This window comes from Paenibacillus sp. CMM36 (assembly GCF_053570945.1).
On the sequence record NZ_JBSEDY010000003.1, the window covers coordinates 460,852 to 474,028 of the forward strand.

Genomic DNA, 13,177 nt, shown 5'->3' on the forward strand with positions numbered 1-13,177 from the left:
AGCATATAAAAAACCCCCTCTCAATGTGCAGTTTCCACTGCATTTGGAGGGGATTTTGTTATTTATACGCTCTTTACTCTTGAATCATTTGACGCAATACGGTTTGCAGAATACCACCGTTGTGGTAGTAGTCGATGTCGACGGTGCTGTCCAAACGAGCAATTACTGGGAATTCGAACTTCGTGCCATCCTCGCGTTTAGCCACAACCGTAAGCTCTTGACCAGGCTTCACGTCATTGTTAATGCCGAGAATGTCGAAGGTTTCACGACCATTGAGGCCCAAGCTGGACCAGCCATAGCCTTCCTGGAATTGCAGAGGCAGTACACCCATGCCGACCAGGTTACTGCGGTGAATCCGCTCGAAGCTTTCGGCAATGACAGCCTTAACGCCCAGCAGAAGCGTACCTTTGGCCGCCCAGTCACGAGAGCTGCCTGTGCCGTATTCCTTACCAGCGATGACGATCAGGTTCTGATCGGCTGCCTGATATTTCATGGACGCATCATAGATGGACATTTCCTCATCCGTTGGCAAGTATTTGGTCACGCCGCCTTCAGTACCTGGAGCCACATTGTTGCGGATACGGATGTTGGCGAATGTACCGCGCATCATGACCTCGTGGTTACCGCGACGGGAGCCGTAGGAGTTGAAATCCTTGCGTTCCACGCCATGCTCCTTCAAGTACAGTCCTGCCGGGCTGGAAGGAGCAATGTTGCCTGCTGGTGAGATATGGTCCGTCGTGACCGAATCATTCAACAGGGCAAGCACACGGGCATTACGGATTTCCTTGATATCCTGCACGCCATCCTGAAGTTTTTCAAAGAATGGTGGATTTTGAATATAAGTTGATTTTTCATCCCATTCATACAGTTCGCCTTCAGGAACCGGAATGGAGTTCCATTTTTCATTGGCAGTAAATACATTTTCGTATTTGCGACGGAACATATCCGGGCTGAGAGACAGGCTGATGGCTTCCTTGATTTCCTCGGAAGTGGGCCAAATGTCTTTCAGGTAGACAGGCTGATTGTCCTGATCGTAACCGAGCGGATCATTCACCAAATCAATGTTCACTGTACCTGCCAGCGCATAAGCGACAACCAGTGGCGGTGAGCCGAGATAGTTGGCTTTGACCTGCGCATGCACACGGCCTTCAAAGTTCCGGTTACCGGAAATAACTGCGCCAACCGTTAAATCATGGTCTGTGATAGCTTGACTCACTTCGTCAGGAAGTGGACCGGAGTTACCGATACAGGTTGCGCAGCCGTAGCCTGCTACATGGAAGCCGAGGGCTTCGAGCGGTCCGATTAATCCCGCTTTTTGCAGGTATTCCGTCACGACGAGGGAGCCTGGCGTCAAGCTTGTTTTAACATAGCCTGGCTTTTTGAGCCCACGCTGCACTGCCTTTTTGGCCAGCAAGCCCGCACCGAGCATAACGCTTGGATTGGAGGTATTCGTGCAGCTTGTGATAGCCGCAATAACGACTGCTCCTGTACCTAACTCGCTGGTGGAGCCGTCCGGATGGGTCAGCGGAATCTTCTGTGCGATTTTTTCATCGCTCAGTCCATAGCCGCCCTTGTCCACCGGGGTACGAATAATGCCTTCAAACGTTTCTTTCATGCGGCCAAGCTCAACACGGTCCTGCGGACGTTTGGGTCCGGCGAGACTCGGTACAACCGAAGCTAGATCCAGCTCAATGGTATCGCTGAACATAGGGTCCGGTGTATCGGATGTGCGGAACATGCCTTGGGCCTTGTAATATTCCTCTACGAGGCTTACTTGCTCATCGGAACGTCCAGTGCTGCGCAGGTAGGCCAGTGTTTCCGCATCGACCGGGAAGAAACCAATCGTTGCGCCGTATTCCGGTGCCATGTTGGCAACTGTCGCACGGTCAGCCAAGCTGATGTTAGCCAGACCAGGCCCGTAAAACTCTACGAATTTGCCGACTACGCCTTTTTTACGCAGCATTTGTGTAACAGTGAGCGCCAGATCGGTGGCGGTAGAGCCTTCCGTCAGACTGCCTGTCAGCTTGAAGCCAATCACATCGGGAGTGACAAAATACAGCGGTTGCCCCAGCATACCCGCCTCTGCCTCAATCCCGCCGACACCCCAGCCAACAACACCAAGGCCGTTAATCATCGTGGTATGGGAGTCTGTTCCTACGAGGGAATCTGGAAAGACGACCGTTTCACCGTCAATGGTTTTGGTAGCGGCAACGGAGGCGAGATATTCCAGATTGACCTGATGGACGATACCTGTGGATGGCGGAACGGCGCGGAAGTTGTTGAACGCCGTTTGCGCCCAGCGCAGAAAACGGTACCGCTCCTCATTACGTTCAAACTCTACATTAATGTTGTAATCCAGCGCATCACTGGTACCGAAAGCATCGACCATGACCGAGTGGTCGATAACGAGATCGACGGGAACGAGCGGATTGATTTGCTTCGGGTCCCCGCCTGCTTTTTTCACCGTATCACGCATAGCTGCCAAATCGACAACTACGGGGACACCGGTAAAATCCTGTAGCACGATGCGTGCAGGAATGAACGGAATCTCCTTGTTGGTGTCCCGATCCTCAGCCCAGCCTGTCAGCTGCTGTACATGTTCTTCAGTGATGGCGCGTCCGTCAAATTGGCGAACCGCGGCTTCCAGCAACACTTTAATGGAGAAAGGCAGCTTGGCGATACCGCTTTTTCCTTGTTCCTCCAGTGCCTTAAGACTGTAGTAGCGATAAGGCTTCCCGTTAACTTCCAGACTACGGGCGATGGAGAATTGATCTTTTCCTGACATAAGTATTACCTCCTTGAAGTGAATGCTTGGGGGAAAATAGGGATGTCGTTTTTTCGACGTCTTGCCCAGTTGGTTTAAATTGGTTGCGTTCTCAATTACATCTTCAGTGCTTCATAACGTGTTAGAGGTTGTGATGAATGCAATTTGTTTCATTAGATGAAACATGATTTCAAAATGATTGCTTTTGGATTAAGTATACCGTTTTCAGGCAGTTCCGTAAAGTTTTTTTGGCCTAAATGATGCCTTGCAGATTGGAAAATAAAACGTTCCGCTCCCTCGCGTTTCGATGTTCATACCAAGCTTTAGAGATTCATACTTATAGATAGAGAGCATATCAGACCAGAGAGGGAAAAAGGAAGTTCTACATCATTCCGGTTATCCCCGGAAAAGGATAGCGGGACGAATTTGGAGGGATAGGGATGGGGGAGCGGGAATGGAAACAGGCCCTTTTTGCTTACGTGAATCAATACAATCGCAGTGAAGTCAATGGTGTACCGCAGCCAGATGAGTATCTGGAGGTGGGCCAGCGGATGGAACGAGCAGCACGTGCGGCCAGATTGGAGCAGTGGTACAACGAACGGGATGCTGTTCCCCTACGCAGCGAGACACGCGCCAAGCCGCTACGAATGGTGCAGGATACGCCGGATGAGGCTGTGGTAGATGTACAACTGCATGTCCGACTCTTTTATGAGAAGGGCGGGATGACTCACCGGGAGGATCGGATTGAACGGGAGCGTCTGACGTTCACACGCGAGGGTGAAGCCTGGCAGGTAGCGAGAATTGAGCGAGATCCGGCAGAAAGGAAGCCAGCGGGGGGAGAGGTTCCTTTTGAACAGGCTTCGTTTAATCAGGGAGGGAGTTTGCCGCTGCTGAATCGCGGTGTGCTGGGCTTTGGTTCGTCCGCACGTCCCAGCCGATATCGCCGTGAAGAAGCAGCGGCTTATGCAGATCAGTGGTGGGATAGCTTTAACCCGGAGTTTGAAGGTTTTGATGTGGATTGCACCAATTATATCTCGCAATGCCTCTTTGCAGGGGGCGCACCGATCCACTATACTGGTAAAAGAGAATCGGGCTGGTGGTATAAAGGACGGGTCGCCGGACGTGAGCTGTGGAGCTACAGTTGGGCAGTTTCCAACAGTCTGGAGCGGTATTTGGGCTCCAGCTCATGGGGTTTGACTGCTGAGCAGGTGAGTCGACCGGAGCAGCTCATGCTGGGGGACGTCATTTTTTACGATTGGGATGGTGACGGAACCTTTCAGCACAGCACGGTGGTAACGGCCTTTGATGCGGGCGGCATGCCGCTAGTCAATGCGCATACGGTAAGCTCCAGACATCGTTATTGGGACTATAAAAATTCGTATGCGTGGACCGACAACACGGTATATCGCTTTTATCACATCGCCGACTATTTTTAAATGAGATGATGGATAACAGGTATAGTGACGCAAATCAGTCATAATGACGAAAGTAGGAAAGCGGAGGATAGGCATGGCAAATCAAAAATTGACCGTAGGGCTGGTGTACGGTGGCAAATCGGGCGAACATGAGGTTTCGCTGCAAACGGCGTATGCGGTAATGAACGCATTTAACTATGAGAAATACGAGATTATTCCTTTTTATATTACGAAGGCTGGCGATTGGCGTAGAGGGGCGCTATTAAGCGCTCCTCTGGCTTCTGTAGAGCAATTGAAGCTGGAACGTGCAGAGGGCGGTACCAAGGCGGCATTAGATACGTTGTTCGGCAAGCTGTACGGAGAGCAGACGCTGGATGTGCTGTTTCCGTTGCTGCACGGCACCTTTGGCGAGGACGGAACGATTCAGGGTCTGTTCGAAATGGCGGATATGCCTTATGTCGGTGCAGGAGTGTTGGCTTCGGCAGCAGGTATGGATAAAGGCGTCATGAAGAAGCTGTTTGAGCATGCAGGATTGCCGCAAGTGAAATACTGTTATTTTAATAGTACACAGTGGGCCCAAACCAGTCATGATCTGGTACGTAATATGGAAACCGAGCTAGGTTATCCTTGCTTTGTCAAACCGGCCAATCTGGGATCAAGTGTCGGTATTTCCAAAGCCAGCAACCGAGAAGAGCTGGAAAAGGCTGTAGATCTGGCTTTGCAATTTGACCTGAAGGTGATTGTCGAGGAGTACGTCGATGCCCGTGAGATTGAGGTCAGCGTACTTGGCAATGACGAGCCGATTGCCTCGGTACCGGGTGAAATTGTATCGTCGAGTGATTATTATGATTATGCTGCCAAATATACGGATGGCCAATCGGAAATGCTTATTCCGGCACCGTTGGATGAGGAAGTGGCAGATCGTATTCGTGAAGCCGCATTACAAGCATTCCGCGCGCTGGAAGGCTGCGGGATTTCCCGTGCCGATTTCTTCGTCAGACGCTCGGACGGACATATTCTTATTAATGAAGTGAATACGATGCCTGGTTTTACACCGTTCAGTATGTATCCATTATTGTGGAGAGAAACCGGCGTATCCTATGCAAGTCTGCTGGACCGCATGATTGCTCTTGCACTGGAGCGTTATGAGCGCAGGTCCGCATTGCACTACGAGAACTCATAAAAGAAACAAAGGGGAGCTGATCACTCTCCTTTTTGTTCATATATATGGCACTTACTTGAGCATTTCACTAAACCCTTAATGATGAAAGGTGGCGGCTACACATGGGCTTTCAAACTGAATTTAACTCCGTATGCAAATTCAAGAGCGAACAAGAACTTTACGAACTGCTGGAATACGGACGTGGCAAAATGGTTAAATCCGGGCTGCGCGTGTTTCCGACAGGCCAGAAGGTCATCGCTTACAGCGTGGACAACGTGGCAGTAGCCATCGTGCAGATTGTGGGCTGTATCGCCGAAATTAATTTCCAGGGCGATGAAGTGACCGAAGTTGAAATGATCCTCATTCGTAAGCTGAATGATGAGGAATCAAGAATTCAGACCGCATTGGCGGATGAAATGTTTTTTGGAGCACAGCAGCAATCCTAGCTGTTTGCTTCTTGCAATTTGTGCGATAACACCGAATCAGCATGTGCTTTTCCGGGTATGATCAGTAGAAAAGGGTTTTAGGTCACAGAACGAAAGCGGCCTTACCATCTACTGCGAACTACTGAAAGGAAGACACCCTATGATCGTAAGGTTAGGTTATGTAGCCATGTCGGTTACCGTGCAAAATGCATCCCCCTCTAAAACCATGACGATGGCCAGCTTTAACAAGATTGGAGACCGAGAAGCTGCGATCCGCAAGCTAGAACGGATAGCAGCTGAAAATCTCCATAATACATTGAGGCTGCTGCGCCATAATCGCGCGAGTGATATCCAGGTCTATCGTTTCTCATCCAAGCTGATTCCGCTCGCGACCCATCAGGATCTGCGGGATTGGAACCCGTTTCAGGCGCTTGCTGCTGACTTTGCAGAGGTTGGGAACTATGTCAAGGCGAATAGGATGAGGGTATCGTTTCACCCCGATCATTTTACAGTGTTAAGCACTCCCCGTCCTGAGGTGTTGGAGAGCTCCATTAATGACTTGAAGTACCACAAAGCGATGCTGGAGGCCATGGGGCTCGGTGCCGAAGCCAAGAACAACATTCATATTGGTGGTGCATACGGAGATAAGGTGACCTCAGGCCAGCGTTTTGTAGAGCAGGTTAGTGCTCTGGATCTTTCGTTAAGAGAACGGTTGACGCTGGAAAATGATGATAAAACATTCAATGCGGTGGAAACACTGGAAGCTTGCAAAATAACGGGCTTGCCGATGGTTCTCGATATTCATCATCAATGGGTCAATAACGAGGGTGAGAAGCCGTGGGAGCTATGGCCGGACATATTGAATACCTGGAAAGGGGAATTGGCCCAAGCCGGATCTTCTACTGATCATCCATTGCCGCCCAAAATTCATGCCTCCAGTCCCAAAAGTGAAAAAGACCCTCGTGGTCATGCAGACGGTGTTCTGGTGGAGCCGTTGCTGACCTTTCTGCGCAATATTGCTGGATATACGGATCGGATTGATGTCATGCTTGAAGCCAAGCTTAAGGATGAAGCGTTATTCGGATTGATGAATGAACTGCGCCTTCAGGAAGATAATGGGGTCAAAGTGCTGGATGGGGCTTCCGTAGAAATTATGCCTTAGAAAGTAGTATTTTGCGGATAAATCTCTCATTTGGGGAAACTTTATGCAGTTTATTGTGTATACTAGAATGTGTAAACTAGCAAACTTGTACTGAAACAGAGATGGTTAAGAGACTGTGCTGTAGGCCAGCTTCGTAAACCACGTAACAATGATATAGAAAGTAGAGTGAACACGTTGAACGAACATGAAAACGAAAAGGTTCCCTATATCGTATCAGGAAAAAGCTATACTGCCGTGGCTATTAACGCGGCATCCAAAGCCGGGGAATGGATTAAGAGCAGGCTGGGAACTGTTGAACATTTGAATACCAAACAGTCTCCTACGGATCTAGTGACCGAGGTAGATAAAGGTGCAGAACAGATGATTCGCAGACTGATTCTGACCCATTTTCCCGATCATGCGATTTTGGGTGAAGAGGGTGTAGAGCCGGGAGCCGAAGCTTCGGCCCGCGCACTAGAGGCTGCCCGTGAAGAGGAATATTTATGGATTATTGATCCGGTAGATGGCACGACCAATTTTGTACACAGTCTGCCGTATTACAGTGTGTCCATTGCCTTGGCCCATCGTGGAGAGGTGATTGTCGGGGTTATTTATGATCCGTCCCGTGATGAAATGTTTGTAGCGGAAAAAGGAAAAGGCGCATATGTACATGGTAATCGCATGCAAGCCTCAAGAGAAGAAACACTGGGAGATAGTCTGGTGTGCATCGGCTTCCCGCCAGATCGTACGTATGCACAACCGCTAAATATGAAAATCACGCAGGTTCTTACACCTCAGGTACGCGGCATTCGGGCGCTGGGCTCGGCAGCATTGCATCTGGCTTATGTGGCGTCGGGACGGTTATCGGCCTATTGCGAAATTGGTTTGAATGCGTGGGATGTAGCAGCGGGCGCTTTGCTGGTGCAGGAATCAGGCGGTACCATTACCGATACATTGGGCAGACCTTATGACCTGAGTGTACGGCATATTGCAGCTACGAATACAGCTATTCATTCTCAACTTATTCAAGTGCTGAAAGAAGCAGACGCAACCGGGTTATAATTCTACGTAGGGACCATCACCCTAAAGGAGGAAATCGCGATGAGTCAATCCGAAGAATTGGAACGCCAGCTCAGTGAACTGCTGACGGAAGGCGAAATTCGTGAGAATGAGGCCCAAAAGCGGGAACGGCTCAGCCCTAAATATGAGGTGCGGGTTCAGACTCATATCGATCCCATTGTTGAGGAAACGCGTAAATACCGGAGTATGGCACGGGAACTTGATGACCGATACGACGAATATATGAGCAAGGCGGACAAATCGAAACCAACCGATCAACGCTAAGCAAATGCAAATACCTCTTGCCGAATGACCAAGGCATGGGGTATTTTGTATGTTATAAAGGAGGCGACAATCACTGATTACCTACTTTAAAAGCGCTTACAAAAATGCTGGAATCCATCATAAAATGGTACTGCTGATCACGGTGCTTATGCTGGTTAATTTTGCAGTTGTTGCAGTCATACTTAAGTACGTATTTCACATTTATGATAATCAAATGTACAAAAAAACATCCGAAGTACTCAATATTTCTTCAATCGGTATAGAAAATGAGCTGAAGGATGTGGAAAAAGTTACTTTCAAGGTAACAACGGACGAGCAGCTTCAACGTTATTTGCTGCAATTGGAAAAAGAGAAATCCCCTTATGCCAAAATGGTGCTGCGTAAAAAAATAACGAATAGGCTTGTCGCCTTTGCCGGCTCTGAAACCTATGTCTATTCTATGATGGTCATCGACAAAGAGGGACAGGTCATGAGTGCGGGCAACCGCGAAGGTATTCCCCAAGAGCTTCGATCCACCCTGTCGGAGCTGGCAGACGAACATGACGGTTCCAATGCATGGTATGCCGCAGGTCATTCCTCCTTGCTGGCAGCTCGGCAGTTCAAATCCTTTACCGATTCCAATTTTACGCTGAATGGGCTCGGAACGCTTGCGATTCGTGTACGAATTGACCGGATTGTAGCGGACCGTGTGCAAACCTCCGGTCGTGACGGACAACTGATGATTACAGATGGAAGGCGGATGATTTATCCCGAAACACCACTTTTGAGTGAGAGTGATATTCAGGCCGAGCTGGGCCGGAAGCAGCCTTACGGGATTGCGACCTACTCAGGAGGAACCTTTTTCGCTGCTCAAATCAAATCTTCTTATACGGATTGGACGTATTTGCATATGACCCCCTTCGATGATATGTTTCGCAGCATTACGATTATCAAAGAAGTTGTAAGCGCTATTTTTGTCATTATGCTTCTTATCGCATTGGCTCTGGGGGCTAGATTGTCAGGGAGCATTACCAAACCGATCGTTCAATTAATCCAGAACATGCGTAAAATAGAAAAAGGCGATCTCGACCGTTTGGAAGAGGAAGCACTTGGTGCGGTCCCCCTTTCCACACAGGATGAGGTAGGCTTGCTTCATCGAACGTACAAGAAAATGATTCGCCGCATTCGTGAGCTCATTAATGAGAATGTTGCCAAGCAGCTATTACTGCGGGAAACAGAGCTAAAGGCGCTCCAGGCCCAGATTAATCCACATTTTTTATACAATACATTAGAGTCCGTGAACTGGCTCGCCAAGGCCAATAAACAGGACCGGATTTCAGAGATGGTGGAAGCACTTGCTTTTCTACTGCGCAGTGCGGTCAGTTTTGAGGAGCAGCTGATTCCGCTTCGAAAAGAGCTGGATATTGTAAGGAGCTACGTAACGATCCAAAAAACACGTTTTGATGAACGTCTCGTTTTCCATCTGGATATTCCGGAAGAACTGATGGATGCACAAATTCCGAAGCTAACGCTTCAGCCCTTGGTGGAGAATGCCATTCATTATGCGCTGGAGCCGCGAATTGAACCCTGTCAGATTGCTATTATTGCGAGAGAAAGCGAGGGTGCTCTATTTCTGCGAGTTGAAGATGACGGACCGGGAATGACGCCGGATTTCTTGGAAAAGCTGCGAAGCGGGCAGGTTACGACTCGTGGGCAGGGCATTGGACTTACGAATATTCAGGAACGGATTAACCTGACATTTGGTACACCTTGGGGGATAGAGCTGCATAGCGAGTCAGGAACAGGAACGTCGATTCATGTCTGTATTCCATATGTGAAAGGGGATCAGGGTCGTGTACAAGGTGCTACTGGTTGATGATGAGCGTATGATTTTGGAAGGCATATCACAGGTGGTTGATTGGGGGAAAGCGGGCACGAGATTGGTTGGCACGGCACGTAACGGGATTGAGGCTTATGATCAGATTCAAGCCAGCCCACCTGATTTTGTGATTAGCGACATCTCTATGCCAGGACTAGACGGTATCGGACTGGTTGCCAAAACGACGGAGCATTTTCCAGACGTCCGTTTCATTCTGTTGTCTGGCTACAAAGATTTTGATTATGCCTGTCGGGCCATGCAATACGGGGTGAAGCACTACTTGTTGAAGCCATGCAATGAGCGGCAAATTCATGAGGCTCTGACCGAGTTGGGACAGGAGCGGGAGGAGCAGGAAGAACGCAAGCAGTTTGTAAACCGGATGAAGCTAGATTTTCAGCGTATGCTGCCCCATGTGAAGGAACACTTTTTGAAGGAGTTTATTTCCTATAAAACTTACGGTAGCCGCGATATCGCATTTTATGAGCGGTTATTCGGAATTGAATTGCAAGATAAGCAGGTTCGAATGCTGCTGCTGCGGGTGGAGGAATCCCATGAGCCGGAGCATCTGTTTGCATTGCAAAATATAGCGGCAGATTTGATGGATGATGTCTTGCTCAGTACGACCATGCAGGGGCAATTGCTCATCGTGCTGGAAAGCGAGGATGATACGTCACGGTTTATGAAACAGATTGAAGCGGTACGTGCGACATTTCATCGCTTTTACAAGCTGGAGGTAACGGTCGCAGTTAGTGAGTCGGATAGTATGCAGCATTCACGGGGGATGTACCGGGAGACACTGCATTGTATGAATCACCGTTTTTACACCGGGGAGGGCAGTCTGATTACGAAGGAGGATTTAGCGGCTGAGGATACCCGGGAGATGGCAGATTTGGAGCTGGACGAGGAGAAGTTCGGTCTGCTGATCAAGGCTGGAAATACGGTGGAGGTTGCACAGGAAGTGGATAGGTTGTTCGGTATTCTGTCCCGTATGAAGCTGGAAATCTCCGTGACCCGCTCCTATGTGCTTCAACTCTATGCTGCTATGATCCGTATATGTCCTGAAGAGGAGCGTGCGGCGTTTACGAGCCGAATGGTGGTGCTGGCAGAGCAAAAAACGCTGGCATGTCTCAAATCTTTTGTACAGGAAGCTGCCGAACGAATGACCGCAATCTATTATAAAAGTAATGTGTATCGCCAATCTTCTACCGTTGATAAAATGATCACTATTATTGAGCAAAACTATAGAAAATCCGATTTGTCGCTGAACGGAGTGGCAGGTCAAATGCTGTATATGAATTCCGACTATTTAGGGAAGATTTTCAAAAAGGTGACGGGGGAAAACTTCTCACACTACGTCAATCGTTATCGGATCGAACGTGCGGCTGAGCATATTCGAGAGACAGGAGATGTAAAGGTGTTTGAGCTGGCCGAATGTTTCGGCTTCGGCGGGAACGCGCAATATTTTAGCCAGGTGTTCAAAAAATGGGCGGGTATGACGCCTTCCGAGTACATTAAATCACATGAACGGGGATGAGCTGATGGAGTCCCACTGTTTTTTAAACCCAGGAAACCTGATTTGTGTATTCCAATGCTTCTCAGCTTTTGGGAAAATAACAACAGGAGCTAATGTAAACGCTATCAAAAATGCGTAAATACGTTGTCACTTGTAATTTGGCTCCTTTCTAGAACAGCGAAAAGGGGAGAGATAGGTGGGCAAAAAGGGATGGTTTCTGATTATAGCTATGCTGCTCGTTTTGACGACAGCATGTAGCGGAGCGGACGGCGGCGGCAATTCGGGCACAAGTGCAGACGGGAAAGTAAAGTTACGTATCGCTTGGTGGGGATCGGATACGCGTCATGAATACACGCAGAAGGTCGTTGATTTGTATAAGCAGAAAAATCCTAATGTAACGATCGATGTGGAATATGCCTCTTTTGATGACTATTGGAAAAAGCTCGCCCCACAGGCTGCGGCTAATCAGTTACCGGATATCGTGCAAATGGACATTTCGTACATTAGCCAATATGCAAAAAATGGTCAACTGGAGGATCTCGCGCCTTACTTAAATCAAAAAATTCAGGTCGCTGACGTGAACGAAAATGTACTCAGTACCGGCGTAATAGCAGGAAAGCAATATGGTATTCCAACAGGTGTCAATGTTCTGGGTTTCCAGTATGATCCGGCGTTGCTCAAGAAAGCAGGTATAGATAAAATTCCTGATAACTGGACATGGGATCAATACAAAGAACTGGCTTTAAAGGCAGCTTCCAATAAAGTATATTTTGACAGCTCGATGGCTGCCGATATTTTCTTCCACTACTATTTGCGTACGCAAGGAAAGACTCTCTACAATGCGGAAGGAACAGGCTTGGGATATGACGACGATAAGCTGTTTGTTGACTTCTTCAGCGGATTGGCTGATCTGATTAAGAAGGGAGCGACTCCGCCTCCTGAAATCATGAACCAGACCAAGGGGATTCTTGAGGAATCCGATATCGTAAAAGGAACAGGCATCGGTATTTGGCAGTGGTCCAATCAGTATGTGGGCTTACAGCAGGTTGTTAACCGCCCCATGGCACTGGCTCCAATGTTTGGGCCGAATATGGAAAAAGGCGTATACATGCAGCCTACGATGTACTGGACGGTTGCTTCCCGTTCACAGGTGAAGGATGAGGCCGCAAAGTTTATTGATTTCTGGATGAATGATGTAGAAGCGAATAAATTGATTAAAGGCGAACGTGGCGTGCCGATTTCCTCCAAAATCAAGGAGGCTGTTGCGCCAGAGTTGAGCGAGCCTACGAAGCAGGTGTTTGAATTTGTAGCTTCCATGGAGCCGAAGGCTTCTCCAATGAGCCCGCCGCCGCCAGTCGGATCGCCGGAAGTGATTGCGACTCTGACCGATTATATTGAACAGGTCAATTTCGGACAGATGACGCCTGAAGACGCAGCGGCCAAATTCCGGGCTGATGCGAATACTATCCTTGCGAATAACAAGCAATAATGAGCGCAATGTGACCTTTAGGATATCTGATACTGTTTAGCATAAGATCGAAGGAACGTTTCGTTA

10 protein-coding genes are annotated in these 13,177 nt (G+C 48.7%); 9 read left to right on the forward strand and 1 reads right to left on the reverse strand.

Annotated elements, in window-relative coordinates; genetic code table 11:
- Positions 1-73: 73 nt before the first annotated feature.
- The gene (gene acnA, locus ACWA2B_RS09355) at positions 74-2,785 is read right to left on the reverse strand and encodes an aconitate hydratase AcnA (RefSeq protein WP_449291957.1); all 2,712 of its coding nucleotides are present in this window, start codon (positions 2,783-2,785) and stop codon (positions 74-76) included.
- 419 nt (positions 2,786-3,204) lie between these two features.
- Between acnA and ACWA2B_RS09360 the strand changes: the two genes are divergently transcribed.
- From ACWA2B_RS09360 to ACWA2B_RS09400, 9 genes are all read left to right on the forward strand, one after another.
- Complete coding sequence (locus tag ACWA2B_RS09360; RefSeq protein WP_069011283.1) at positions 3,205-4,200, forward strand: amidase domain-containing protein; 996 nt, start codon at positions 3,205-3,207, stop codon at positions 4,198-4,200.
- 73 nt (positions 4,201-4,273) lie between these two features.
- Positions 4,274-5,362: a D-alanine--D-alanine ligase gene (locus ACWA2B_RS09365; RefSeq protein WP_039270664.1), complete on the forward strand. Its 1,089-nt coding sequence runs from the start codon at positions 4,274-4,276 to the stop codon at positions 5,360-5,362.
- Positions 5,363-5,463: 101 nt separating this feature from the next.
- On the forward strand, positions 5,464-5,787 hold the full coding sequence (locus tag ACWA2B_RS09370; RefSeq protein WP_013308754.1) for a hypothetical protein: 324 nt from the start codon (positions 5,464-5,466) through the stop codon (positions 5,785-5,787).
- Positions 5,788-5,926: 139 nt separating this feature from the next.
- Entirely contained in the window at positions 5,927-6,928 is a 1,002-nt protein-coding gene (gene uvsE / locus ACWA2B_RS09375) for a UV DNA damage repair endonuclease UvsE (RefSeq protein ID WP_069011284.1), read from the forward strand.
- Positions 6,929-7,102: 174 nt separating this feature from the next.
- Complete coding sequence (locus tag ACWA2B_RS09380; protein WP_013308756.1) at positions 7,103-7,969, forward strand: inositol monophosphatase family protein; 867 nt, start codon at positions 7,103-7,105, stop codon at positions 7,967-7,969.
- A 39-nt stretch (positions 7,970-8,008) separates the two neighbouring features.
- Positions 8,009-8,251, forward strand: a complete 243-nt coding sequence (locus tag ACWA2B_RS09385; RefSeq protein WP_029515768.1) for a hypothetical protein — start codon at positions 8,009-8,011, stop codon at positions 8,249-8,251.
- Between the two features lie 124 nt (positions 8,252-8,375).
- Positions 8,376-10,106: a sensor histidine kinase gene (locus ACWA2B_RS09390; RefSeq protein WP_209018226.1), complete on the forward strand. Its 1,731-nt coding sequence runs from the start codon at positions 8,376-8,378 to the stop codon at positions 10,104-10,106.
- Positions 10,084-11,643 (forward strand): response regulator transcription factor, encoded by a 1,560-nt coding sequence (locus ACWA2B_RS09395; RefSeq protein WP_449291958.1) that lies wholly within the window; start codon positions 10,084-10,086, stop codon positions 11,641-11,643. Before ACWA2B_RS09390 ends, ACWA2B_RS09395 begins: the two co-directional genes overlap by 23 nt.
- A 175-nt stretch (positions 11,644-11,818) precedes the next feature.
- Positions 11,819-13,111, forward strand: a complete 1,293-nt coding sequence (locus ACWA2B_RS09400) for an ABC transporter substrate-binding protein (RefSeq protein ID WP_069011286.1) — start codon at positions 11,819-11,821, stop codon at positions 13,109-13,111.
- Positions 13,112-13,177: the final 66 nt, after the last annotated feature.

What these genes read in the sequence shown, in the direction of transcription:
- acnA (WP_449291957.1), bottom strand. Translation starts at nt 2,785, where the DNA reads ATGTCAGGAAAAGATCAATTCTCCATCGCCCGTAGTCTGGAAGTTAAC.
- ACWA2B_RS09360 (WP_069011283.1), top strand. Translation starts at nt 3,205, where the DNA reads ATGGGGGAGCGGGAATGGAAACAGGCCCTTTTTGCTTACGTGAATCAA.
- ACWA2B_RS09365 (WP_039270664.1), top strand. Translation starts at nt 4,274, where the DNA reads ATGGCAAATCAAAAATTGACCGTAGGGCTGGTGTACGGTGGCAAATCG.
- ACWA2B_RS09370 (WP_013308754.1), top strand. Translation starts at nt 5,464, where the DNA reads ATGGGCTTTCAAACTGAATTTAACTCCGTATGCAAATTCAAGAGCGAA.
- uvsE (WP_069011284.1), top strand. Translation starts at nt 5,927, where the DNA reads ATGATCGTAAGGTTAGGTTATGTAGCCATGTCGGTTACCGTGCAAAAT.
- ACWA2B_RS09385 (WP_029515768.1), top strand. Translation starts at nt 8,009, where the DNA reads ATGAGTCAATCCGAAGAATTGGAACGCCAGCTCAGTGAACTGCTGACG.
- ACWA2B_RS09390 (WP_209018226.1), top strand. Translation starts at nt 8,376, where the DNA reads ATGGTACTGCTGATCACGGTGCTTATGCTGGTTAATTTTGCAGTTGTT.